Raw genomic sequence first — 24,935 nt, 5'->3', positions numbered from 1 at the left:
CTGTTTCACCTCAAGGCCCCAGGCCCAAGGAGTCTCCATGCAACCCTGGCAACCTCTGCTCGACCTCTGGTTTGGTGACGACGCCGACGACGTCACCCGTGCCACGCGCCAAGCCCCCCTCTGGTGGGGCAAGAGCAGCGACACCGACGCCCTGCTGACGAGCCGCTTCGGCGAGCTGGCCAAGGCGGCAGCGGCGGGCGAGCTCGCCCACTGGGCGGACAACCCCGCCGGTCGCCTGGCACTCATCCTGCTGCTCGACCAGCTGCCGCGCAACCTCCACCGCGGCACCCCGGCCGCCTTTGCCCAGGATGCCAGGGCACGGGAGCTCTGCCTCAAGGGGTTGTCGCTCGGGGTGGACAAGGGTCTATCGCCGCTGGCCCGGGTCTTCTTCTACCTGCCCCTGGAGCATGCAGAGTCCCGGGAGCAGCAGGCCAGAAGCGTGGCCCTGTTCGAGGCGCTGGCCGATGAGGAGGCGGCAGGCCCTGCCCAGTCCACCTTCGCGGGCTTCGCCGATTTCGCCCGCCGCCATCAGGTGATCATCGAGCGCTTCGGTCGCTTCCCCCACCGCAACGCCATCCTGGGCCGCGCGAGCACAGAAGAAGAGGCCGCCTTCCTGCTGCAACCGGGTTCAGGTTTCTGACCCATAAAAAAATCCCCGCCAAGTGGCGGGGAGCTAGCACCCATCGTGATCACTGGATGCGATAACGAGAGATCTGCTGGTGAATATTCTCGGTGGTCACATTCAACTCTTCCGCCGCAGCCGATGTCTCTTCCGCCGTGCTGCTGGTCTGCTGGACCACCTGGGCGATCTGCTCCACCTGATGGGCAATGGACTCCGCCGCCGAGCTCTGCTCGCGAATCGCGATAGTGATCTCACCGACCTGATCCATGACGCGATGGGAGGCCTGGCGGATCTGGGTAATGATCTCCCCGCTTTCAGTGGCCATGGCCACCCCCTGCGCCACTTTCTCCTCCACCTGAACCATCTTGGTCACCGTGAGCTGGGAGCCCTGTTGAATGGCCTCCACCGTCTCCGAGATCTCCCTGGTCGATTGGGCCGTCCGCTCCGCCAGTTTACGCACCTCGTCAGCCACCACGGCAAAACCTCGACCCTGTTCACCCGCTCGCGCGGCTTCAATGGCCGCATTCAACGCCAGCAAATTGGTCTGCCCCGCCACATCGCTTATCACGTTCACCACGCCACCAATGCGGGAAATGCCATCGCCCAATGCCGACACTTCGCTGGAAGCCTGACGAATGGCCTCTGCGATCTCGTTGATGGCTTTCACCGTTCTGTCTATCGTGGTCCCCCCATCGCTGGCGAGCTTGCCGGATTCATTGGTGATGCGACTGGCCTCCTGGGTTCGCTGGGAAATATCCGTGATGCTCACCGTCATCTCCTCCACCCCGGCGGCAATGAGACTGGTGGCATCGTTGGCCTGGCTCGCCGACGAGGCAAGGTGATGGGCAGCCTGGGAGAGCGACTCGGCAGTGCTCTTTATCTGCAGACTGCCCACTGAAAACTCGGTAAAGGTTTGCTGCAAGGTGTCCAGCAGACGGTTGACGGCCGAGAGTGTCAAACCGATTTCATCTTGCTGGGCCACCTTGGCCCGCAAAGTAAAGTTCAAATTGTGCTGAATATCGAATAGTGTCGCCATCGCCAACCGCAGTGGATTGGCGACCTGTCTGAACAACCAGATAAACAGCACCAGGGTCAATATTCCGGTACCTACAGAAATAAACAGCATGGTCTGGAGGCTATTGTCGTAGTTCTTTTCACCCTGCTGTTTCACTGCCTCACCCAATTTGACATTGAAGTGAACATGTTTATCTATGGCCTTGGAAAACTGCTCGAACAGTGGCATGACATTATTGGCGATAATGTCTCTGGCCTCGGTGTTTTTATTATCGCGAGACAATATCAGGACCTTTTCTATCTCCTGATAATATTGCTCAATGATGCGCTGATCATCCGTCGTCAGTTGCCGGTCCTCTTCGTTGGAGAGCATATCGGCTTCATATTTTTGCAAGAGAGCGCTGATTTCAGTACGAAGGTCTGCAATGCCCGTCTCAATCTGATTCATCTTGCTGCTGTCGGTATTGAGCACATGGGTCTGGATCAAGGCATGCAACTCGTAAAAATCGGCTTGTACCTGTTTGATGAGGGAGATGCTGGGCACCGTATTGTCGGTGACATAACCGAGGTCGTTATTGGCAGCAGAGAGTCGATTGATGCTGAACCAACTGAGAAACGCCAGGGCCAGCATAACCAGCAGGGCAATGAGTTGAAGCCGGCGAGCAATGTTCATAAAGGCATACTCCATTAATAAACTCCATTGCAGTGTAGACGATGGGCAACCTCCAGATGGCCCGTAAATATGCTCTGGCTTGCACATCTGTCACTGCTGCCAGCACTCGCTATTCCCCACAGCCAATTGTCAGATCAAAGCCCGAAAATAGCCTCGCTGGCTGAATGTGAATGCAACAAAGACTCGACTACGCCAGCGCCGGCCAATAAAAAAGAAGGAAGACTGTCGTCTTCCTTCTCGCTATTCATCTCCGCTCGGGATCACCCGGCCGGCCCGTAGTTTGGCGGCGGTCGATGGCGGTCACGCCGCCTCTGCCAGCTCCTCTTCTTTTTTCTGGTAAGCCTGGGGCGAGAGCCCCAGCAGCTCCTGCACGGTGGAGGCCACCGTGATGGAGGAGAGGGTGCCCACCAGGATGCCGGCGAACAGGGTGAAGGAGAAACCGTAGAGGGCATCGCCGCCGAACAGGAGCAGGGCCCCCACGGTGAAGAGGGTGGTGCCCGAGGTGATCATGGTGCGGCTGAAGGTGGCCTTGATGGCCACGTCCGAGCACTCGTGGATCCCCATGCGGGTGCGCGACCCCAGCAGGTCCCGCAGCCGGTCCGAGATGACGATGCTGTCGTTGAGGGAGTAGCCGATCACCGCCATCAGGCCGGCGATGACGTTGAGGTCGAACTCGATGTCAAAGAGCGCGAGAAGCCCGATCGCCACCAGGCCGTCGTGCAGCACGGACACCAGGATGCCGATGGCCTGACGCCACTCGAAGCGCACCGCCAGGTAGGCGGAGATGGCCAGGGAGGCCACCAGCACCGCCAGCATCCCCTGCTGGAACAGCTCGGCGCCCACCTGGGGCCCGACTATGGTGGTGCGCAAGAGCTCCACCGGCAGGGCCAGCTGCTGCCCCAGCATGGTGGCCAGATCCTCCGCCGCCCAGGGTAGCTCGTGGGGGGGCAGCTTGATGAGCCACTCTCCGGGTACGCCGGCGCCGTGCAGCTCCACGGCCCCCGCGAGGGGTGCCGTCAGCAGGGCGTTGAGCTCATGGGCCTCCTTCAGGGTCTGGATGCGAAACTCCAGCAAAATGCCGCCGGTGAAGTCGAGGCCGAGGGCGAGCCCCTTGGTGGCCAGCACGGCCACGCAGGCCAGGGTCAGCAGCACGGAGGTCCACAGACCGATATAGCGCCAACGGGTCAGCCCCATGGCAAGGATCATTCTCAGCATTGTTCTTCCCTCGACGTCAGGTGGTTCAGGCTTCCCGGCAGGAAGCGGTCGGCGCGCAGGCCAGATGGGCTCACAGGCGCGGCGTCATGGTGATGAAGTCGGGTCATGGTCATACCCTCAGCAGCCTGGCGCGGCTGTTGCCCCACAGGGGATTGATGATGGCGCGGGTGCCCCAGATGCCGGTCACCATGCTGGAGATGAGCCCCAGGATCAGGGTGATGGAGAAGCCCTGCAGCGGCCCGGAGCCGATGGCATAGAGCACCACGGCGCAGATGAGCGTCGTGATGTTGGCGTCGAAGATGGTGCTGAAGGCGGAGCGGTAGCCAAAGTCGATGGCATTGGCGAGGCTCCCCCCCTCCCGCAGGCGATCCTTGATCCGCTCAAAAATCAGCACATGGGTATCCACCGCCATGCCCACAGTGAGCACCAGACCGGCGATGCCGGGCAGGGTCAGTACGGCCCCCGGCAGCACCGCCAGCATGCCCACCTGCATCAAGAGGTTGGCGACCAGCGCCGTGATGGCGACCCAGCCGAACTTGCGATACCAGGCCATCATGAACAGCATCATGCCCGCCATGCCGAACGCCAGGGCGGTGAAGCCCGCCTCGATGTTCTGCAGACCCAGTGTCGGGCCTATGGAGCGCTCCTCCAGGATCTTGAGGGGCGCGGTGAGAGCGCCGGCCCGCAGCAGCATGGCGAGCTCCTGAGCCTCCGGCAGACTGCCGATGCCGGTGATACGGAACTGGTTGCCCAGGGCGGTCTGGATGGTGGCGACGTTGATCACCTCGCTGCGGGCGCGCAGCCGCCCCTCGGTATTGGTCTTGTACTCGGTGAAGACGGTGGCCATGGGCTTGCCCACGTGCTGGCGGCTGAACTGGTTCATCTTGCTCCCCCCCAGGGTGTCGAGCACGATGTTGACCTGGGGCTGGCCCATCTCCCCCATGTTGGCGCGGGCATCGACGATGTGCTCGCCGGTCAGCACCGGCTGGCGGGCGAGGCCCACCGCCTGGCCGCTGCGATCTGCCATGAAGAAGCGGCTGTCCGCCTTGGCCTCGTAGAAGGCGAGCGACGCGGTGGCGCCGATCACCTCCTTCGCCTGCCTGGGGTTGTGCACCCCCGGCAGCTCGATGCGGATGCCGTCCTGCCCCTGGCGCTGGACCGAGGCCTCAACGATGCCGAGCTCGTTGATCCGTTTTTTGAGGATCGACAGGTTCTGGGTCACGGCGTTGTTGACCAGCAGGGTGCGCTCAGATTCGCTCAGCACCAGGGTCAATGCATTGCCGGCTCGGGCCAGCGTCCACTGATCCTGACGGGTGCCTGCGCTCTCCTTGATGATGGAGAGCCAGCGCTCCTGCTCCGCCACCTCGGGCAGGGTGATCGCCACGGCTTCTTGCGCCGTGCGGGTCACGCTGGCCCCGCGCAGGTTCGCCTCGCGAAAGCGGGTGCGCAGGGTGTCCACCAGGTTCTTGGTCTGGGTATCGATGACAAAATCCACGTCCACCCCGATCAGCAGCTGGGAGCCACCGCGCAGGTCCAGGCCGAGCTTGATGGGGTCGGCGCCGAGCCGGCTGATCCAGGTCGGGGCGTTGGAGTGAAACTCCAGGGTCAGGGCGGCGCTGTCCACCCCCTGTTGCTCCAGCAACTGCTTGGCCAGTTGCTGCTCCCCCTGGGTGGCGAACACCAGCTCCACCCGCTCTTTCTGGGCAACCAGCTTCTGGGGGGCGATCCGGTTCTCCTCCAGCAGGCGCTGCTGCGCCTGCGTCAGCCGGGTCTGGCCATGGAGGCCCAAGGAGGGCTGCTCACCGAAGAAGGTGGGCAGGGAATAAAACGCGAAGGTGACCAGCATCAGCAGCAGCAGGGCGTACTGCCACAGGCTCATGCGGTTCATGATGGTATGACTCTTTCTTCTCATGAAATCGGCCTCTGTCAGGCGATGGCAAGGGGCGACGCGACGCCGCTCCGTGCGAAAAAATGAAACAAGGCAGCCTGGCCGTTCACGGGACGTGAGCGGCCACAAAGAGAGGATGAGGCAACAGTTGGCTATCTGACCCCATCGGGATCAGGCGGGCTGCAGGCCCTGGGTGAAGCGGTACTGCAGGTGCCGGCGCTGCAGGCGGCGCCGGTGAATGGTGGCAAAGTGGTCGAGGAAGCTGCTCCTCGGGTAGCCGAGGGCGGCGTAAAGCAAGAGGCCGCACAGCAGCAGCAGGATGGCCTGCTGGGACCAGCTCATCACCAGCTCGTAGACCACGCTGCCGGGCTGGTGATCGCGGTTCAGGGAGTGCTCGAGGCGCAGCAGGTGATTCTGGTGGGCACCGATGAACTTGACGGCCCCGTCGTCCCCCTGGCTGGCGCCATGGCCCGGGATGGCGTGCAGATCTGCACTCTGGGCAGAGGCCGGCCGGGCATCGACGAGCTGGCCCTGGGAGGCCTGGGAAACGGGCAGCCTGAGCCCCTCCACCTGGACGGCGCAGAGCAACAGAGTGAGCGCGATGAGCAGGGCCATCGCCGCAAGTTTCACTTTGTCCAGCAGGCTCAAATAGTTAATTCCCGAAAAATAGAAAGGGCAAGCTACCACAGCCGCCCCCACAAGAACAAGGGCGGCGACCCCGTCGGTCGCCGCCCTGGCGTTGCCCGGTGCCCTCCCCTCAGCGGCCTCGGGTCATCTCCTCGAAGTCATCGGCATAGTCCTTGAGCAGGGTATAGAGATGGGCCCGCTGGGAGAGATCCATGGACTGGCTCAAATCGCTGAGCCACTGGATGGTGCGCTGGCGGGACTTGTCCGTGTAGCCGGTGAAACGGCCATCCATCAGGCCATCCCCCTGCTGCAGCAGACGGGTCAGCTCCTGGCCGAAATTCGGGCTCTGGCGCTGCTTCATCAGCCGGTCGAGCTCCCTGGTCCAGGCCTCCTGGAAATCGAGCCAGGGGGCCATCATCTCGTATTGCCACTCCGCCCACTGGTTGATCAGGGGTTGCTGGGCGGGCTTCACCTTGCCTATCCAGAACACCAGGCGTTCGTTCATCTTCTCCCGAAAGCCCTTCATCATCTCGGCCTTCGACTGGGTGGCAAAGTCGTGCTGACGCTCCTGCTGGCGCTTCACCCTGTCGGTCATGAAGTGCGCCACCTGGGCGTCGGTCAGGGTACTGGCGAGGCGCACCGTACGGGGAATTGCGTTCTCCAGGGTGCGTGTCAGGCTCGCCTGGGTTCTGTCCAGGTGCTCGGTCACCTGGGCCGGCGTCATGGGGCTGGCCACCGCCTTGGCCAGGGCGTCGAGATCCCGGGCATAGAGGGGCAGCTCGTGCTGCCGGTGCCAGGCCATCAATCCCTTCACCTCCTTGTCCAGCAACGTCTTCTGGCTGCGGTTCAGGGAGAAGTAGTCGTCCAGTTGCCAGACGATGGCCGAGTCGAGCCAGTAATAGATCACCCGGGTGGCGCAACCCGTCAGCAGCAGGCAGAGCAGCAACAGGCTCCAGCTACGAGGTTGACGCCATGAGAATGTGGTCACCATGCATGCCTCCCATTCATTGAATACAAGCGTCTCTCACACCCTTGCCCGGATTCACTCCAGGCGCTGGCGGTTCGTGTCGATCAGGGCCTGATACTCGGGCCCCGGTTGTTGCTCGGCCATCAGCAGCGCCCACAACAGGCCGATGTAATCGACCCATGGCAGGAAGGCGTCGGCCTGAAATCCTTTGTCATTGAGCAGCTTATGCGCTCCCACGCCTTCAAGATAGCAGCTCTCCAACTGACGCCGCTGCTCTTCGCTCCAGCCATGGGTACGCTGGATGCTGGCGACCTCGAAGCCCGGATGACCGGCGGCGCCATACTCCCAGTCGATGACCCAGGGACGCGATCCCAACAAGTTAGCCGGATTGAGATCGTGATGGCAAGGGAGCCAGCAATCGGTGGGCTCCCGGCTCGCGAGCAGCCCCCGCTCCAGCGCAGGCAGCCAGCCGGGCACTCGCGCCAGGCGGTCGCGATACCCGGCGCTGTGGGCCCGCACCGCCATCACCACGGTCGGCACCGGCAGGCGATGCAGCCGCGCCAGCACCTCCGCCAGCAGGCGGGGCTGCTCGGCGGGCGGCGGCGCCTGCTCGGCCCAGTTCGGCTCGTCGCACCACGCCAGCAGCATCAGGCCGCTGGCGGGATCGCCGTGATGGCAGGGCAGTGCCAGCCCCTGCTCCACGGCCCCCCGATAGAGCTGCCATTCGGTGGCCCGGTCGATGCCTAGGCGCACCGGATCCGGGTGGCCACATCGCAGGAAGGCGCACTGCCCCGAGGGGAGGCTGAGTCGATAGTTGCCGTTGGTCAGGCCGCGGCCAAGCGGCGTCAGCCGTCCGTTGCACCAGGGGGCTGGCAGACTGGCGAGCAGCGCCAGATCCGTCAGCGCCCCCTGGCGCGCTACGTGGTCACCAGCCAAAGGTGGACTTCTTGGCCTGCTTGCGGATCTCTTTCTGGTCGGCCCACAAGAGCTCGCCATTCTCCAGATCCATCAGGTTCATGGTCATCTGGTAGTAGACATCCTTCACCTTGCCGTTGTCCTTGACGATGCTGGCGAGGTTGCCATAGACCATGTAGCGGGCGCCGGTCTGCTTGCCCAGGCGCACCATGGTGGCGGGATCCACCATGCCGCTGCTCTGCTGGTAGTCGAGCTGCTGCTTGACCGCCGCCACCTTGCTCATGTCGACGAAGCGGAACTTGCCGGCACGCAGCAGCTTGGTGCGCAGGGTGTCGGTGATGGCCTCGGTGTCGATGTGCTCCGAGGTCTTGTTACGGATGGAATCCATGTACATCACGGGACGACCGCCCGCAGTGATCTCGCTGGTGGCCGGCGAGGCGAGCAGGGAGTCCGCCATCTTGTCGGCGATGGCCTGCAGGTCGCTGGAGCCGTAATCCACGGTGACCGTCTCGGTCTCGGTGGGATCGCCATAGCTGACGGTGGTGCTGGAGCAGCCCCCGAGCAGCAGGGCAGAGGTCAGGATCAGCAGGGCATGATTCATTTTCATCAGTAGGATTCCTCCATCACTTCGCGAACGTAAATCCGGTAACCCCGGGCGGCCGGGCTCGGCGCCAGGGCAGACAGGGTGCGGGTCTGGTAGCCGTGCAGCTTGAGGGGCGTCCAGCCACGGCCATCGCTGGCCAGCTCCTGCCCCGCATCGTCATACCAGTAGAAGAGATACTGCAGCTTGTTGTCGCCGCGCTGGGTGCTGGCGGCCGCCACATTGACCTGCAGCAGGCCGTTCTGCTGACGGCGGCTCAGCTCGGTCAGGGTGACGTTGACGTTCTGGTGCTGCTCCGCCACCGCCGCGGCGCCTGCCGCGCCATAGAGCGCCACGCCTGAGGTATTGGTGGCGCAGCCAGCCAGCAGCAGAACCAGGCCCTGGGCCAACCCTTGTGCTTTCATCTTGTTCTCCTCACCGGCGGCCTGGGGCCGAACCGGTCGTTCATGTGGATTGCCATTGCCCGGACGCCCTCACAGTGGCATCACCCGGGTCGTGAGACCACTCCCCAGACGCTGCACCCACACCAGCGTGGTGCGCCCGCCGTGGACGGTGAGCGGCAGGGTACGCATGGCGCTGCCCGCCCCCAGGGTCAGGCTGACCGGCCCCGCAGGGACCATCCCCTGCCAGCTCGACGCCTGGGCAGGCAGCGTCAACCAGCTGCGGGTATCCGCCCGCTCCGAGAGGGTGTTGAAGATCCCCACCAGGATGTTGCCCACATCGCCCCCCTCCTTGGCGGCGCTGCGTCTCAATTGCTCCTTGGCCACCAGCCTGAGGGCCTGGCGGGTCAGCATACCCGGCAACCGCTCCTGCAGATCCTTGGCGGCCAGCGCCTCCAGTCTGACCAGTTCGCTGGTCTGCTCCACCCGCGTGCCCAGGGTGACCGCGAGCGGGCCGCTGGCGCTGGCCCGGTTGTCGTAATAGGGCACCGCCACGGTAAAGGTACGAAAATCGCCGCCCGAGGTGGAGAGGGGCAGCGGCAGGAAGAACTCCCGCCGCGCCGGGATCAGCCCATCTTCAAACAGCACCACCAGCTGGCCCTGATCCTTGACCGGCTGCGGTGCCTTGCGGCCGATCTTCTGCTCGGTCTCCTTGATCTCCTCGGGGGAGCCGCGAAGCCTGGCCAGGCGCAGCAGGGCATCCTGCAGGCTCCTGTTGTCCGGCGCTATCTGGTAGCCGCGCTGATAGTCGACCCAGGCGTCGTTGAGATCCCCGGCCGCCTCGTAGAGCACGCCGGAGAAATAGAAGGTGTAGGCGTTCTGAAAACCGTTCTTCACCTTGCCGATCAGGCGATCCAGCTCGGGAGCCGACCGCGACATCCGTTGGCGCATCTCCCCGTCGGTGTCGTCCTGCGTCCCCTCCTGCGCGGCCTTGCGCACCTCGTCGGCCCGGCGGGCGAGTGCCCGCTCCTGCACCTGGTTGGCCCGGCGCACCTCCACCAGGGCGCCGCCGGCATCTCCCCGCTGCAGGTAACCCAGGGCCAGATAGTGGTGCAGCATGGTGCGCTCGTAGTCCGGCGCCCGGTAGGCCATGGTCTGATCGTTGGTCATCAGGCTCCCCGCCTGGGCCAGCCCCCGGCTCAGGCGGTATTCGGCCTGATTGTCCTCCCAGGTGAGCCGGCTGTCGGCGGCGGTCAGGGCCTGCTTGCTGGCGCCGTCCTGCCCCGCCAGCCAGGCGATGCGCCCTTTCTCCAGCTGGTCCAGCACATAGGTGTCGTCCCCCGGGGTCGACTCGCGCACCTCGGGCAGGGCCTCGGCGGCATGGCCCAGCAGCAACTGGTTGCGCAGGGGAGCCATCTGATCGGAATAGGAGACGAACATGTCCTGCCAGAAGGAGGCACAGCCCCCCAGCAGAAGACTGGCCAGCAGCGGGCCGGCCAGTCGAAGAGGCGAAGGCATCACAGGCTGAGCAGGGGTCCCAGGGGCTGGCCACCGACCAGGTGCAGGTGGATGTGGTAGACCTCCTGCCCGCCGTGGCGGTTGCAGTTCATGATGAGGCGGTAGCCGTCCTCGGCGATCCCGGCATCCGCCGCCAGCTTGCGGGCCACGGTGAACATGCGGCCGAGCGCCAGCTCGTGATCGGGCTCCACGTCGTTGACGGTGGGGATCAGCACGTTGGGCACGATCAGGATATGGGTCTTGGCCTTGGGCTGGATGTCGCGAAAGGCGGTCACCAGCTCGTCTTGATAAAGGATGTCGGCGGGGATCTCTTTGCGGATGATTTTGCTGAAAATGGTTTCTTGCGCCATGGGTAACTCCTTTATAGGAAAAAGAAAATTCAACACAAAACTCAAGCGGCTCCCAAATATGCCGCCTTGGCCCGCCAAGTGTGACACAAGCCGACATTTGACACAGCCGTTGTCCCAATCCCTTCAGTTATTGTGAAGAATACCGATAGCGAGGATGACGTCCCGCGTACCTGGGCGACATCCCCTTCGGGGCATGCAGGGTATCAAAGGGACGGGGTACTCAGGCAAGGGACTTTTGCACAGACAGCGGGACAATAATGAAACAAACTATGTCAGACCTCTCGATTTTACAGAGAGTCTATCTGGGCTTTGCCATCCTGGTCGCCGTCATGGTCGCCAGCGCGGTACTGACCTTTCGCGGCCAGAACGAACTCGGCAGCGCCCTCCATCAGGTGACCCAGGAGTCCATGCCCCTGGTGCTTGCCAGCAGCCAGACCCAGATCAGCCTCCTCAGCGCCAACAAGTGGCTCACCGACGTGCTGACCGAACAGGATATCAAGCGTCTGCCGGAAGAGGTGGCGGAACTGCAGCAGGCCAAGGGACAGGTGGACAAGATGCTGGCCAGCCTCAAGCAGCAGCTGGCGCCCCATCCCCAGCTGCAGGGTGACATGCAGGCCCTCGGCAAACTGGTGGATGACTACCTGCAACTCACCCAGACCCTGCCCGGCGAACACGAGGCCCTGCTCACCCGACTGCACAAGGTCAATCTGGCCAAGGGCCAGTTCCAGGTCAGCCTGCCCCAGTTCAAGAAGAACCTCGGCGACATGATGGTCACCGTGGACGACAGCTTCATCAAGATGCTCTCCGAGACCCTGACCACCAAGCTCTCCGCCATCGAGCTCTCCACCATGGATGCCCTGAACCAGAGCATCCCCGCCCCCATCGAGGGGGCGCTCAAGCGCAACAAGATGCAGATCGAGGGGTTCAACAGCACCATCAAGGATCTTCAGGGGGAGCTCAAGGACTTCGACAACAACATGGGCCACTACGTCCATGGCTTCGTGCGCGATACCACGGGCAACGACGGTGTGCTTTCCCAGTACCTGGCCCTGATGAAACAGCAGCAGGCCATGCGGGAACGGAGCAAGGAGGCGAGCCAGCTCATCCTCGGTATCCAGAACAAGCTCGAAGGGATCACGGCCCAGAGCCAGCAGTTGATGAACGCCAGCATCAAGGCCTCCGACCGGGTACAGACCCAGAGCACCCTGACTCAGGGGATCAGCATCGTCATCGCCATCGTCGTCGCCATCCTGGTGGCCTTCACCCTGGGCAAGGCCATCCGCGTCCCCCTTAAAGAGCTGCTGCGGGTGCTGACCGAAGTGACCCAGGGCGACATGACCCAGCGGGTCGGCTTCAAGAGCCAGAACGAGTTTGGCCAGATCGGCGGCCAGATCAACCTGCTGATCCAGCAGATGGGGGATGTGCTCAGGCAGCTCTCCCAGGCCTCCAACCAGCTCAACAGCGCCGCCCACGACAACCGCCACACCACGGAATCAGTGCGGGCGGATCTGGAGAAACAGCGCCAGGAGACCGCCTCGGTCGCCGCCGCCATGACCCAGATGGAGGCCTCGGTGCGGGAGGTGGCCCAGGCCGCCAACCAGACCCTGGAGCGGGTGATGGACGTGGAGAAGGCCTCCGAGATGGGCCGCAAGGTGATGGCCGGCAACATCACCACCACCCACCAGCTGGCGGGCAAGCTGCAACAGACCGGCAAGGTGATCGGCGATGTGAGCGCCATGAGCGGCCAGATTGGCAACATCCTCGACGTCATCCGTGGCATCGCCGAGCAGACCAACCTGCTGGCCCTCAACGCCGCCATCGAGGCGGCCCGAGCCGGCGAGCAAGGTCGCGGCTTTGCGGTGGTGGCGGACGAGGTGCGCAACCTCGCCGGTCGCACCGCCCAGTCCACCAGCGAAATCCAGACCATGATCGAGAACCTGCAGCAGGGGGTCGCCCGGGCGGTCAACGTGATGCAGGAGTGCTCACGCGAGATGGACAGCTGCGTGGATCAGAGCTCCCAGGCCAACAATGCCATGGAGGAGGTGCAGGGCATCGTCGTGCTCATCAGCGACATGTCGAGCCAGATAGCCTCCGCCGCCGAGCAGCAGCAGGCCACCAGCGCGGACATCGCCACCAACCTCAACCGCATCTCCGACATCTCGGACCTCAACTACCAGGGGATAGAGCGGGTCGCCGAGACCAGCCAGCAGCTCGACACCCTGGCCGAGCAGCAGGAAGGGCTGGTCCAGCGCTTCCGCCTCAGCGCCTGATGGTCCTGAGCCCAAACGACAAGGCCCCGCATCAGCGGGGCCTTTTTATTACCTGGAGGGCGTGGGATCAGGCGTAGGCGATGGCGCCCTTGCCGACCCCTTCATAGGCCACAATCTTGACGAACTTGTCCCCTACCTGCTTCTTCACCTCGCGGGCGATGTAGTGGGCCAGCAGCTCTATGGTGGTGTCGGTGTCGATCATCTCCACCTCTGCCGCCGGCATGGCGAGCTGGAACAGCCCCTGGGGCGCCACATACTTGAAGCCCTGGTGGTGCTCACCCAGATGGGCCCTGGCCTGCTCGCTCAGCGTCAGTTCGGACAGGGCCACCCTGTCCTCTTCGGTGCCGAGGTAGATATCGGCCCAGCGCTCGGCCCAGTTCAGCTCCAGCTCCTCGTCACGCTCGCCATCCACTAGGATCTCGATGGGGGAGCGGTGGCCGTGGGCGATGCGCTGGCAGTTGCCGTCGTGCTTCTTGAGGCCGTGGCTGTAGTGGTAGAAGGCACCGTCGATGCGCTCCTGGCGCAACGTCAGGGTCAAATCCTTGATGTTGCCCGGCAGCCGCTTGGCCAGCACCGCCAGCAGATAACGGGTGATGGACTCCTTGTCCACCTGGGGCGCGGGAATGAAGGCGAAGCCCTGGCTCGGACAGCGCAGGTGGATGGAGCGGCCCGGACGCAGCAGATCCACGGTGCACTCGTCGTTGTCCAGTGGGTGGATATGCACCAGGGGGCTCTCGGCCGGCACCAGCAGCTTGTGATCCACCTCTTCATCGATGATGGACTTGATGAGCTTCTTCACCCGGCCGAAGTCCAGCAGCATGCTCATCTCGTTGAGCTCGCCGCTCATCTCGATGTCCACCAGCCAGCTCTCGCCCACCATACCGCGGCGTTCACACAGATAGCTGGAATCGATCACAGTCAAATCTCTAACAAATAACTTCATTACTCAGGCCTTGCTACAGAGAAAGTGCAGTTTGCGATATTATGACCCCGGATTATCGGCAAAGGAACTGGAACCCCCCATGAACAAATTGCTTATCAAGAATGCCACCCTGGTCAACGAAGGCCGCATCTATGCCTCCGACGTGTTGATCGAGGGGGAGCGGATCGCCCGTATCGCCCCGGACATCAGCGCCCCCGATGCCGTGGTGATCGATGCGACCGGCCGTCACCTCATCCCCGGGATGATCGACGATCAGGTCCATTTCCGGGAGCCCGGCCTGACCCACAAGGGAACCATCGCCAGTGAATCCCGGGCCGCCGTGGCCGGTGGCACCACCAGCTTCATGGAAATGCCCAACGTCAATCCCCAGACCACCACCATCGACGCCCTCGAAGCCAAATACCAGATAGCCGCCAACTCCGCCGCCGCCAACTACAGCTTCTACCTCGGTGCCACCAACGACAACCTGGAAGAGATCAAGAAGCTCGATCCCAAGCAGTCCTGCGGCATCAAGATCTTCATGGGGGCCTCCACCGGCAACATGCTGGTGGACAACCAGGAGACCCTGGCGGCCATCTTCCGCGAGAGCCCGGTGATGATCGTCACCCACTGCGAGGACACCCCCAGCATCAAGGTGCTGGAAGACGAAGCCCGTGCCAAGTGGGGCGAGGATGTGCCGATGCGCGAGCACGGCCGCATCCGCAGCGCCGACGCCTGCTACAAGTCCTCCAGCATGGCGGTCTCCCTGGCCAAGCAGTACGGCGCCAAGCTGCACGTGCTGCACCTGACCACGGCGAAAGAGCTGTCGCTCTTTACCGCCACCCCGGACCTGAAGGATCTCAAGGACAAGAACATCACCGCCGAGGTGTGCGTCCACCATCTGTTCTTCAACGAGGCGGACTACGACACCCTGGGCAGCCAGATCAAGTGCAACCCGGCGGTGAAGAGCGCCGCCGACCAGCACGCCCTGCTGGATGCGGTGCGCAACGACGTGCTCGACATCATCGCCACCGACCACGCCCCCCACACCTGGGAAGAGAAGCAGAACAGCTACTTCAAGGCGCCGTCCGGCGTGCCCCTGGTACAACACTCCCTGCAGGCGCTGCTGGAGCTCTACCACAACGGCGTCTTCAGCCTGGAGACCATCGTCAAGAAGACCTCCCACGCGGTGGCCGAGCGCTTCCAGGTGCAGGATCGCGGCTACATCCGGGAAGGCTACTTCGCCGACCTGGTGCTGCTGGATCTGGGCAAGCCCTACGTGGTCACCGACAGCAACCTGCTCTACCTGTGCGGCTGGTCCCCGTTCAACGGCTACCGCTTCCAGAGCACCATCGACATGACCCTGGTCAATGGCCAGATCGCCTGGCAGAACGGTCAGGTCACCGACAAGGTGCTGGGCAAGCGCTTGACCTTCAACCGCTGAACCGTCACCACGGGTAAACATGGCCGCCTCCGGGCGGCCATTTTCATGGTCGCCAGAAACACCTGAAAACAGGCATCACCAGGTCAAATTTCCCACACGCGGCGGTACTTTGAGCGCCATTTGCTCGCAAAGCAGGCAAACGATCGCAACCCTGTATTTCCCCTGTTGACAGGGCCTGCCCATCTCCATAAACTCAGCCCCCGTCAGCCGAGCTGACTCCGTCGGTGTGTAGCGCAGCCAGGTAGCGCATCTGCATGGGGTGTAGAGGGTCGGAGGTTCGAATCCTCTCACACCGACCAAATTCCCCGAGAAAGGCCTTGTCAAACGACAAGGCCTTTTCTTTTATGGGCTGCCCTCGCCCCGCGATTGTCTGACCTCCCCCTTTGTGCTGTAGTGGAATCCCGTTCGCCAACCGGTCCGCATCATGTCGCCTCCCCGTCATACCCTGCCCACCCTCGCCCTGTGCTGCCTGCTGATGGGGCAACTCGCGGGCTGCGCCACCGCCTATGACAGCGAGAAGTCCTTCTGGAACGGCCAGACCGGCTTCTCCCAGACCCGGCTCGGGCCGGAGAAGTGGCAGCTGGAGTTTGTCGGCAACGAGCTGGTGGACAGGGAAACCGCCCGCAAATACGTGCTCAAGCGGGCCGGAGAGATGGCGCTGGCCCGGGGTTTCCCCTGGGTGCATGTACAGGAGCTGACCCTGTCGCGGGATGCGGTCAGGGTGAGGCCAGAACGCCCCCGTTTCGGCTTTGATGAGTACGAACCCGATACCTTCATGGAGGAGATGCACGTGGAGCATCGCACGTCGGCGCTGCTCATCTTTACCCTGGAGCCTCACCGGTTGAACGACCAGAGCCTGGAAGCGATTTATCTCTATAAAATCAAAATAAACAGTGATTAATATAATTAATTAACAGTATTTACATCTCATTTCACCAATAACCACATAAAGTTCTGCAATAAGCCACTGGATTTCCCCTCCGCGATTAGGCATGCTCCAGCACACCGGCTGTCTGAATTCCACGGCCCGGCTCACAAAAAAGGACTGAGGTGGCACCCTGCCCACCCGCACAGGCACTGCACATATCGAGACTGGGACACCCCCCATGAAAATGAATAAATTAACCGTTGCCATCCTCATCGCGATGTTGCTTGGCATTGTTACGGGGCAGGGTTATCGCCTGCTGGCCCCCGCTCAGGCCGCCGGCTTTGCCAGCGACATCACCCTGCTGACCGACATCTTCCTGCGGCTCATCAAGATGATCATCGCCCCCCTGGTGTTCACCACCCTGGTGGTCGGTATCGCCAAGATGGGGGACACCCGCACCGTGGGCCGCATCGGCGTCAAGACCCTGGGCTGGTTCATGCTCGCCTCCCTGATGTCCCTGACCCTGGGGCTGGTGATGGTCCACCTGATGCAACCTGGGGTGGGGCTCTCCCTCTCCCTGCCCGATGACTCCGCCAGCTCGGGCGTGACGGCAACCGCCATCTCTCTCAAGGACTTCATCACCCACGCCATCCCCAAGAGCGTGGTCGAGGCCATGGCCACCAACGAGATCCTGCAGATCGTGGTGTTCTCCCTCTTCTTCGGGCTGGCCGCCGCCGCCCTGGGGGATGCCGCCAAACCGGTGGTCATGCTGATGGCCAGCGGTGCCGAGATCATGCTGAAGGTGACCGGCTACGTGATGAACTTCGCCCCCTTCGCGGTATTTGGCGCCATCGCCGCCATGGTCGCCAAGGAGGGGCTCGGCATCCTCGCCACCTATGGCACCTTCATGGCCCAGTTCTACCTGGCGCTGGCTTGCCTCTGGCTGCTGCTTATCGCCATGGGCAGCCTCTTCATCCGCCGCCGTATCCTGAGCCTGCTAACCCTGATCCGCGAGCCCATCCTGCTGGCCTTCTCCACCGCCAGCTCCGAGGCCGCCTATCCCAAGACCCTGGACAGGCTGGAGAAGTTCGGTTGTGACAAGCGCATCGCCAGCTTCGTGCTGCCCATGGGCTACTCCTTCAACCTGGATGGCTCCATGATGTACTGCACCTTCGCGGTGATGTTCATCGCCCAGGCCTACGGCATCGAGCTCTCCATGGCCCAGCAGATCACCATGCTGCTGCTGCTGATGGTCACCTCCAAGGGGATGGCCGGCGTGCCGCGCGCCTCCCTGGTGGTGATTGCCGCCACCCTCAACCAGTTCCAGATCCCGGAAGCGGGCATCCTGCTGCTGCTCGGCATCGATCACTTCCTCGACATGGGTCGCTCCGCCACCAACGTGCTGGGCAACGCCATCGCCGCGAGCGTGGTCGCCAAGAGCGAGGACAGCCTGGGTGAAACCGCGCCGCTTGGCGAGGTGGATACCGCCAAGGCGTGATCCCTTCATCGCCACCTCATCAAAACGGCCCGCATCTGCGGGCCGTTTTTTATCTCCATCGCCTGGCTCTGCACGCGGGAGAGCGGTTCAGCACCAGCGCCGCACCCGGCGGCAGTAGTTTGCATATGCCTCGCCAAAGCGCCTTTGCAGCGCCTGCTCTTCCGGCACTATCTGAAAGCGGCTGAGCCAGCCCCACAACAGCAGCGGACCGAGCCAGACGGCCAGCCCGCCCAGATAACAGGCCAGCGCCATCGTCCAGCAGAGCAGGCCCAGGTACATGGGATTGCGGCTGACACGATAGACGCCCTCCGTCACCAGCACCCGGCTCTCATCCAGGCGCAGGGGATGCACAGTGGTGCCCTGGCGCCTGAAACGCAGGAGTGCCCCGCCCCCCAGCAGACCTCCCGCCACCCACAGCACTGCGGCAGGCACGAGCAGGAGCGGCGCCCCCCTCGCCTCCCCCCGTCCCAGCCACATGACGAGCACGATGACCACAAACAACAGCAAAGGTGGGATCCGCACCGCTAAACGCATATTTTCTTCCCGTTCCCCGTGCCACGAATGGCGCCGTTAAGTTACACTCCCAACGCTGACATCTTGGAAAAAATGGATAAATATCATCCACATACGAATAAATTCCCAAGATGCAGACACACGCGCCCACACAGGGCGCACCTCAACTGAGACAATAAGAAGGTAACATCCCATGCACAAGAAAACGCTGCTCGCGACCCTGATCTTCGGTCTGCTGGCCGGCCAGGCGGTTGCCGCCCCCTATCTGCCGCTCGCGAACGACCACCGCAACGGTCAGGAGCAGACCGCCACCAACGCCTGGCTGGAAGTGGATCTCGGCGCCTTCGAGCACAACATCCAGACCCTGAAAAATCGCCTGGGTGACAAGGGCCCGCAGATCTGCGCCATCATGAAGGCCGACGCCTACGGTCACGGCATCGATCTGCTGGTGCCCTCCGTGGTCAAGGCAGGCATCCCCTGCATCGGCATCGCCAGCAACGAAGAGGCCCGCGTGGCCCGCGAGAAGGGCTTCGAGGGTCGTCTGATGCGGGTGCGCGCCGCCACCCCGGATGAAGTTGAGCAGGCCCTGCCCTACAAGATGGAAGAGCTGGTCGGCAGCCTGGCCAGTGCCCAGGGGATCGCCGACATCGCCCAGCGCCACAACACCAACATTCCGGTGCACATCGGTCTGAACTCCGCCGGCATGAGCCGCAACGGCATCGACCTGCGCCAGGCCGATGCCAAGGAAGACGCCCTGGCCATGATCAAGCTCAAGGGGATCACCCCGGTCGGCATCATGACCCACTTCCCGGTGGAAGAGAAAGAGGACGTCAAGATGGGGCTGGCCCAGTTCAAGCTGGACTACCAGTGGCTGATCGACGCCGGCAAGCTGGATCGCAGCAAGCTCACCATCCACGCCGCCAACTCCTTCGCCACCCTGGAAGTGCCGGAAGCCTACTTTGACATGGTGCGCCCGGGCGGCATCATCTATGGCGACACCATCCCCTCCTACACCGAGTACAAGAAGGTGATGGCGTTCAAGACCCAGGTCGCCTCCGTCAACCACTACCCGGCGGGCAACACCGTCGGTTATGACCGTACCTTCACCCTCAAGCGCGACTCCCTGCTCGCCAACCTGCCGATGGGTTACTCCGACGGCTACCGCCGCGCCATGAGCAACAAGGCCTATGTGCTGATCCATGGTCAGAAGGCTCCTGTCGTGGGCAAGACCTCCATGAACACCACCATGGTGGACGTGACCGACATCAAGGGGATCAAACCCGGTGACGAGGTGGTCCTGTTCGGCCGCCAGGGGGATGCCGAGGTGAAACAGTCTGATCTGGAGGAGTACAACGGCGCCCTGCTGGCGGACATGTACACCGTCTGGGGTTACACCAACCCCAAGAAGATCAAGCGCTAAGCAAATCGCTGATATGAAAAAGGGCTCCCTGGGGAGCCCTTTTCAGTAGGTTGGCAATCACGCCGCTTTCACATCGTCTTTCTTGCGGGTCACCCAGAGGCTCAGCCCCATGGAGGCCAGCAGGATCAATGCTACTACTCCGAGTGCGATGCCGGTCGGGATCTTGAACACATCCAGCAGCAGCATCTTGACCCCGATGAACATCAGGATCAGCGCCAGGCCGTATTTGAGCAGGGCGAAGCGCTCGGCCACACCGGCCAGCAGGAAGTACATGGCGCGCAGCCCCATGATGGCGAAGATGTTGGAGGTCAGCACGATGAAGGGATCCGTGGTCACCGCGAAGATGGCCGGGATGCTGTCCACCGCGAAGATGAGATCGCTCACCTCCACCAGCACCAGAATGAGCAGCAGCGGGGTCGCGTAGCGCACACCGTCACGCCAGACGAAGAAGTTCTCCCCCTCCAGGGTCTCGGTCACCTTGAAGCGGCGACGCATCCAGCCGAGCAGGGCGTTGTTCTCGAGATCCGGCTCCTTGTCGGCCGCCCACAGCATCTTGGCACCGGTCAGCAGCAGGAAGGCGCCGAACAGGTAGAGGATCCAGTGGAACTGCTCGATGAGCCAGCTGCCCGCGAACACCATGCCGGCACGCATGACGATGGCACCCAGTACCCCGTAGAGCAGCACCCGGCGCTGCAGCTCGGCGGGAATGGCAAAGTAACCGAACAGCATCAGCCAGACGAAGACGTTGTCCACCGCCAGCGCCTTCTCGATGAGGTAGCCGGTGAGGAACTCCAGTCCCTTCTCGTTGGCTATTTCGCGCCCGGCGCTGTGATCCAGCCAGAGCCAGATGGCCAGGTTGAACAGGAGTGCCACACTGACCCAGATGAGGGACCAGATCCCCGCCTCTTTCAGCGAAACCTTGTGCGCCTTGCCGCCACCGACAAAGCGGATATCAATCCACAACAGGACCAGCACTATGCTGAAGAAACCGGCCCACATCCACCATTCACCCATTTTCCTTTCTCCCAAAACGACAAAACCCACGGCCGGGAGGCGGTGGGTTTGCGTCTGGAGCAGATACACCTTGCCTCTCGGCAAGGTCTCACTTACAGCCGATTTGCATCGACTGCCCGGCTGCCGGGTGCACTGCAGGAAAAGGTGTGCACCGTAATGACGACAAACCGGCGAGAAGTTACTCCCCTTGTTGCGGCGGATAGTAACAGCCCCGAAAGGTAACGCCAAGAGGCATCTTCTCCCCGAGTAAAAATAAAAAAGGGCGCCACACGGGCGCCCTCGTTCTCAGGCTCTCGTCAGAGCGGATCCACCTTGAGGCAGGAGACCGCGTGATCGAAGTTCCCCTCCAGCATGGGCCGGGTCTTGGCACATTCGGGGCCGGCCACCGGACAACGGGTACGGAATACGCAACCGGACGGCGGGTTCATGGGGGACGGCAGATCCCCTTCCAGGATCTGGATGGTCTTGCTGCGCTCCACGTCCGGATCCGGGATGGGCACTGCCGACATCAGCGCCTTGGTATAGGGGTGCAAGGGGTTCGCGAAGATCTCCTTGCCGGTGCCGAGCTCCACCGCGTTGCCCAGGTACATCACCAGCACCCGATCCGAGATGTGCTTCACCACGGAGAGGTCGTGGGCGATGAAGATGAGGGAGAGCCCCATCTCCTTTTGCAGGGATTTCAGCAGGTTCACCACCTGGGCCTGGATGGACACATCCAGCGCCGAGACCGGCTCGTCGCAGATGATCATCTTGGGTTCCAGGATGAGCGCCCGGGCGATGCCGATGCGCTGACACTGACCGCCGGAGAACTCGTGGGGGTAGCGGTTCACCAGGTTCGGCAACAGGCCCACCTTGGTCATCATGGTGCGCACCTTCTCCTTCACCTCCTCCTTGCCCAGAGCCGGGTAGAAGGTGATGAGGGGCTCGGCGATGATGTCGCCTATGGTCATGCGCGGGTTGAGCGACGCCAGCGGGTCCTGGAAGATCATCTGGATCTCCTTGCGCTTCTCCCGCAGCGCCCCCTGTTCGAGCTTGGTCAGATCCTGCCCGAGCCACACCACCTTGCCGTCGGTGGCCGGCACCAGGCCGATGAGGGCACGGGCGAAGGTGGACTTGCCGCAGCCGGACTCCCCCACCACCCCCAGGGTTTCCCCTTCATAGAGGCGCAGGGTCACCCCGTCCACCGCCTTCAGGGCGGAGGGCTTGGCCCAGGGCCAGGCCTTGTCACTCTTGATTTGGAAGTGAACCTTGAGGTCGGACACTTCCAGCAGCAGTTTCTTGTCAGTACCCATTTAGTTCACTCCCTTGATGATGGCATCCGACACCCAGTGGCAGGCCCGCTCCCGCCCGTCATTGAACGGGGTGAGGATGGGGGACTGCTGGCCGCAAATCTCGTGTACCCGGTGGCAGCGCTCCTGGAAGGGGCAACCGGTGGGCAGACGCAGCAGGTTGGGCGGATTGCCCGGGATGGTGGGCAGCACTTCCCCTTCGGTGTCGAGACGGGGAATGGCGCGCAGCAGACCCTCGGTGTAGGGGTGGCTCGGCCGATAGAAGATGTCGTTCACCTTGCCGTACTCCATGGTACGGCCGGCGTACATCACCAGCACCTTGTCGCAGATGCCGGCCACCACGCCCAAGTCGTGGGTGATCATGATGATGGCGGTGTTGAACTCGCGCTTGAGCTCGTTCATCAGGGTCATGATCTGGGCCTGCACCGTCACGTCCAGAGCCGTGGTCGGCTCGTCGGCGATGAGCAGCTGCGGGCGGCACAGGAGCGCCATGGCGATCATCACCCGCTGGCGCATGCCGCCGGAGAACTCGTGGGGATACATGTTCATCCGCTTGCGCGACTCGGGGATCTTCACCGCGTCCAGCATGCGCACCGACTCCTCGAAGGCGGCGGCCTTGGTCATCCCCTTGTGCAGCATCAGCACTTCCATCAGCTGATCCTTCACCTTCATGTAGGGGTTCAGGGAGGTCATGGGATCCTGGAAGATCATGGCGATCTTCTCGGAGCGGATACGGTTGAGCTTGGACTCCGGCAGGTTCAGGATCTCCTCACCCTGGAACTTGGCCGACCCCGTAATGACGCCGTTCTTGGCGAGCAGCCCCATGATGGCAAAGGCGGTCTGGGACTTGCCGGAGCCGGACTCCCCGACGATCCCGAGGGTTTCGCCAGCGGAGAGGGAGAAGTTGAGGTCGTTCACGGCCACCACGTTGCCGTCCGGGGTCTTGAACTCGACCCGCAGATCTTTCACATCCAGTAATTTCATATAAACACTCCTTATCGATCTGTCGTGAGGCAGGCCTGCCCATCCCGCTGGCGCTGTGTGTCCAGCGGACGGGTCCTACGGCATTGCTTGCGTCTTATCGATCCTTGGGATCGAGGGCATCACGCAGACCATCCCCGAGGAAGTTGAAGCAGAACAGGGTCACCACCATGAAACCGGCGGGGAACAGGAGTTGCCAGATGGCCACTTCCATCGACTTGGAGCCTTCATCCAGCAGGGCGCCCCAGCTAGTCATGGGCTCTTGTACCCCGAGCCCCAGGAAGCTCAGGAAGGATTCGAACATGATCATGCCCGGCACCAGCAGGGTGGCGTAGACAGCGACGATGCCGAGCACGTTCGGCACTATGTGGCGGGTGATGATCTTCCACTTGGAGACGCCGCAGACGTGGGCCGCCTCGATGAACTCCTTGCTCTTGAGACTCAGGGTCTGGCCGCGGACGATCCGCGCCATGTCGAGCCAGCTCACCGCGCCGATGGCGAGGAAGATGAGGGCCAGATTGCGACCGAAGAAGGTCACCAGCATGATCACGAAGAACATGAAGGGGAAGGCGTTGAGGATCTCCAGCACCCGCATCATCAGGCTGTCGACCCGACCGCCGATGAAGCCGGAGGCCGCACCATACAAGGTGCCGATGATCACGGCCACCAGGGCTCCCATGATGCCGACCATCAGCGAGATGCGACCGCCGAGCAGGGTGCGCACGAACAGATCGCGCCCCAGGCTGTCGGTGCCGAACCAGTGGCCGGTCTCCATGTCGGGGGCGCTCTGCATGGCGCCCCAGTCCGGATCGTCGAAGGTGTACTGGGACAGGTGCGGCCCCACGATCACCGCCAGACCGATGATGGTCAGGATGATGAGGCTGGTGAGCGCCGCCTTGTTGCGCAGGAAACGGCGACGGGCATCCTTCCACAGGGAGCGTCCTTCCACCACTTCCACTTTCTGGGCGAACGCCTCGACGGCTTCGCGCTTTTCAGTTGTGACTACCATGATGTACTCCCGGCTTAATAACGGATCTTGGGGTCGATGACGGCATAGAGGATATCGACCACGGCGTTAAAGGTGATGGTCAGCGCCCCGACCAGAATGGTCAGGCCGAGCACCATGGAGTAATCACGGTTCAGCGCACCGTTCACGAACAGCTGGCCGATCCCCGGCAGACCGAAGATGGTCTCGATGACCACGGAGCCGGTGATGATGCCGACGAACGCCGGCCCCAGGTAGGAGACCACCGGCAGCATGGCCGGGCGCAGCGCGTGTTTCAGGATGATGTGGCGCAGGGGCAGCCCCTTGGCACGGGCGGTACGGATGAAGTTGGAGTTCATGGTCTCGATCATGCTGCCCCGCATGATGCGGGAGATGGCCGAGATGTAGTACATCATCATGCCGAACACCGGCAGCACCATGAACTGGGCCCCGCCCCCCTGCCAGCCCCCCGCCGGGAACCAGCCGAGGTAGATGCTGAAGAAGAGCACCAGCAAGGGCGCCAGCACGAAGCCGGGTATCACCACCCCGGCCATGGCCGACGACATCAGCAGATAGTCGATGAGGGTGTTCTGTTTCAAGGCCGCAATGGTGCCGAAGGTGACCCCCAGGGTCACCGCCAGCAGGAAGGCGACCGAGCCTATCTTGGCGGAAACCGGCAGGGCCTGGCTCACCAGATCATTGACGGTGAAGTCCTTGTACTTGAAGGAGGGCCCCAGATCCCCCTGGACCAGGTTGCCCAGATAGGTGAGGTATTGCATGCCGATGGGCTTGTCCAGGCCATATTTGGCCTCGATGTTGGCCAGGACTTCCGGCGGCAGGGCGCGTTCGCTGGTGAAGGGGTTCCCCGGGGCGAAGCGCATCATGAAGAAGGAGACGGTGATCAAGACCAGCAGAGTCGGGATCGCTTCCAGTAGACGTTTAAGGATGAATTTCAACATAG

At 62.7% G+C, this 24,935-nt stretch carries 23 protein-coding genes and 1 tRNA gene; 7 read left to right on the top strand and 17 right to left on the bottom strand.

The genetic code is table 11. From position 1 onward, the window contains the following. Window positions 1–37 precede the first annotated feature (37 nt). Window positions 38–640, top strand: coding sequence for a DUF924 family protein (locus J9885_RS05995; RefSeq protein ID WP_210548429.1), 603 nt, complete (start codon window positions 38–40; stop codon window positions 638–640). Between the two features lie 49 nt (window positions 641–689). On the opposite strand, the gene J9885_RS05990 is transcribed toward J9885_RS05995, so the two are convergent. The 10 genes from J9885_RS05990 to hinT all read right to left on the bottom strand — a co-directional run bounded on the left by J9885_RS05990 (window position 690) and on the right by hinT (window position 10,770). After that, the gene (locus J9885_RS05990; RefSeq protein WP_210548428.1) at window positions 690–2,309 is read right to left on the bottom strand and encodes a methyl-accepting chemotaxis protein; all 1,620 of its coding nucleotides are present in this window, start codon (window positions 2,307–2,309) and stop codon (window positions 690–692) included. A gap of 300 nt (window positions 2,310–2,609) precedes the next feature. Beyond that, window positions 2,610–3,524 carry a protein translocase subunit SecF gene (secF, locus tag J9885_RS05985; protein ID WP_210548427.1) on the bottom strand — a complete coding sequence of 305 codons (915 nt, stop codon included), beginning with the start codon at window positions 3,522–3,524 and terminating at the stop codon, window positions 2,610–2,612. Between the two features lie 109 nt (window positions 3,525–3,633). Then, window positions 3,634–5,436: a protein translocase subunit SecD gene (secD, locus tag J9885_RS05980; protein WP_210548426.1), complete on the bottom strand. Its 1,803-nt coding sequence runs from the start codon at window positions 5,434–5,436 to the stop codon at window positions 3,634–3,636. Between the two features lie 147 nt (window positions 5,437–5,583). Then, window positions 5,584–6,060: a hypothetical protein gene (locus tag J9885_RS05975; RefSeq protein WP_210548425.1), complete on the bottom strand. Its 477-nt coding sequence runs from the start codon at window positions 6,058–6,060 to the stop codon at window positions 5,584–5,586. A gap of 109 nt (window positions 6,061–6,169) precedes the next feature. Next, the gene (locus J9885_RS05970; protein WP_210548424.1) at window positions 6,170–7,030 is read right to left on the bottom strand and encodes a DUF6279 family lipoprotein; all 861 of its coding nucleotides are present in this window, start codon (window positions 7,028–7,030) and stop codon (window positions 6,170–6,172) included. Window positions 7,031–7,081: 51 nt separating this feature from the next. After that, the gene (locus tag J9885_RS05965; RefSeq protein ID WP_246876798.1) at window positions 7,082–7,942 is read right to left on the bottom strand and encodes a phosphotransferase; all 861 of its coding nucleotides are present in this window, start codon (window positions 7,940–7,942) and stop codon (window positions 7,082–7,084) included. Further along, complete coding sequence (gene lpoB / locus J9885_RS05960; RefSeq protein ID WP_210548422.1) at window positions 7,932–8,528, bottom strand: penicillin-binding protein activator LpoB; 597 nt, start codon at window positions 8,526–8,528, stop codon at window positions 7,932–7,934. The genes J9885_RS05965 and lpoB overlap by 11 nt, the downstream gene beginning before the upstream one ends. Continuing rightward, window positions 8,528–8,926, bottom strand: a complete 399-nt coding sequence (locus tag J9885_RS05955; RefSeq protein ID WP_210548421.1) for a YcfL family protein — start codon at window positions 8,924–8,926, stop codon at window positions 8,528–8,530. The genes lpoB and J9885_RS05955 overlap by 1 nt, the downstream gene beginning before the upstream one ends. A gap of 69 nt (window positions 8,927–8,995) precedes the next feature. Next, window positions 8,996–10,420: a hypothetical protein gene (locus J9885_RS05950; RefSeq protein WP_210548420.1), complete on the bottom strand. Its 1,425-nt coding sequence runs from the start codon at window positions 10,418–10,420 to the stop codon at window positions 8,996–8,998. Next, a complete protein-coding gene (gene hinT, locus J9885_RS05945; protein WP_210548419.1) occupies window positions 10,420–10,770 on the bottom strand; it encodes a purine nucleoside phosphoramidase in 351 nt (116 codons plus the stop codon). The genes J9885_RS05950 and hinT overlap by 1 nt, the downstream gene beginning before the upstream one ends. A gap of 257 nt (window positions 10,771–11,027) precedes the next feature. On the opposite strand from hinT, the gene J9885_RS05940 reads away from it, so the two are divergent. Continuing rightward, the gene (locus J9885_RS05940) at window positions 11,028–13,040 is read left to right on the top strand and encodes a methyl-accepting chemotaxis protein (RefSeq protein WP_210548418.1); all 2,013 of its coding nucleotides are present in this window, start codon (window positions 11,028–11,030) and stop codon (window positions 13,038–13,040) included. 67 nt (window positions 13,041–13,107) lie between these two features. Here the strand turns inward: J9885_RS05940 and J9885_RS05935 are convergent, their stop codons facing one another. Next, window positions 13,108–13,983 carry a 6-carboxytetrahydropterin synthase gene (locus J9885_RS05935; RefSeq protein ID WP_210548417.1) on the bottom strand — a complete coding sequence of 292 codons (876 nt, stop codon included), beginning with the start codon at window positions 13,981–13,983 and terminating at the stop codon, window positions 13,108–13,110. Window positions 13,984–14,062: 79 nt separating this feature from the next. Here J9885_RS05935 and J9885_RS05930 point away from each other — a divergent pair, with 79 nt between their 5' ends. The 4 genes from J9885_RS05930 to J9885_RS05915 all read left to right on the top strand — a co-directional run bounded on the left by J9885_RS05930 (window position 14,063) and on the right by J9885_RS05915 (window position 17,772). Then, complete coding sequence (locus J9885_RS05930; RefSeq protein WP_134696008.1) at window positions 14,063–15,406, top strand: dihydroorotase; 1,344 nt, start codon at window positions 14,063–14,065, stop codon at window positions 15,404–15,406. Between the two features lie 222 nt (window positions 15,407–15,628). Next, window positions 15,629–15,705, top strand: a tRNA-Pro gene (locus J9885_RS05925). 176 nt (window positions 15,706–15,881) lie between these two features. Next, entirely contained in the window at window positions 15,882–16,307 is a 426-nt protein-coding gene (locus tag J9885_RS05920; protein ID WP_210548917.1) for a hypothetical protein, read from the top strand. Window positions 16,308–16,512: 205 nt separating this feature from the next. Then, window positions 16,513–17,772 (top strand): dicarboxylate/amino acid:cation symporter, encoded by a 1,260-nt coding sequence (locus J9885_RS05915; protein WP_210548416.1) that lies wholly within the window; start codon window positions 16,513–16,515, stop codon window positions 17,770–17,772. Between the two features lie 87 nt (window positions 17,773–17,859). On the opposite strand, the gene J9885_RS05910 is transcribed toward J9885_RS05915, so the two are convergent. Further along, on the bottom strand, window positions 17,860–18,306 hold the full coding sequence (locus J9885_RS05910) for an isoprenylcysteine carboxylmethyltransferase family protein (protein ID WP_210548415.1): 447 nt from the start codon (window positions 18,304–18,306) through the stop codon (window positions 17,860–17,862). Window positions 18,307–18,478: 172 nt separating this feature from the next. Between J9885_RS05910 and alr the strand changes: the two genes are divergently transcribed. Beyond that, on the top strand, window positions 18,479–19,705 hold the full coding sequence (gene alr / locus J9885_RS05905) for an alanine racemase (protein ID WP_210548414.1): 1,227 nt from the start codon (window positions 18,479–18,481) through the stop codon (window positions 19,703–19,705). A 57-nt stretch (window positions 19,706–19,762) separates the two neighbouring features. Here the strand turns inward: alr and J9885_RS05900 are convergent, their stop codons facing one another. From J9885_RS05900 to oppB, 5 genes are all read right to left on the bottom strand, one after another. Further along, a complete protein-coding gene (locus J9885_RS05900) occupies window positions 19,763–20,719 on the bottom strand; it encodes a TerC family protein (RefSeq protein WP_134696011.1) in 957 nt (318 codons plus the stop codon). Window positions 20,720–21,015: 296 nt separating this feature from the next. Continuing rightward, entirely contained in the window at window positions 21,016–22,011 is a 996-nt protein-coding gene (gene oppF, locus J9885_RS05895; protein ID WP_043761358.1) for a murein tripeptide/oligopeptide ABC transporter ATP binding protein OppF, read from the bottom strand. Then, entirely contained in the window at window positions 22,012–22,992 is a 981-nt protein-coding gene (locus J9885_RS05890) for an ABC transporter ATP-binding protein (protein ID WP_042863654.1), read from the bottom strand. 94 nt (window positions 22,993–23,086) lie between these two features. Continuing rightward, window positions 23,087–23,998, bottom strand: a complete 912-nt coding sequence (oppC, locus tag J9885_RS05885) for an oligopeptide ABC transporter permease OppC (protein ID WP_010674331.1) — start codon at window positions 23,996–23,998, stop codon at window positions 23,087–23,089. Window positions 23,999–24,012: 14 nt separating this feature from the next. After that, window positions 24,013–24,933 (bottom strand): oligopeptide ABC transporter permease OppB, encoded by a 921-nt coding sequence (oppB, locus tag J9885_RS05880; protein ID WP_010674330.1) that lies wholly within the window; start codon window positions 24,931–24,933, stop codon window positions 24,013–24,015. Window positions 24,934–24,935: the final 2 nt, after the last annotated feature.

The sequence above is a fragment of the Aeromonas sp. SrichE-2G genome (assembly GCF_017939565.1).
In the GTDB taxonomy this organism is placed as follows: domain Bacteria; phylum Pseudomonadota; class Gammaproteobacteria; order Enterobacterales; family Aeromonadaceae; genus Aeromonas; species Aeromonas taiwanensis.
Note: the sequence above shows the minus strand (reverse complement) of the source record. Positions and strands in the feature narration are given on the sequence as shown.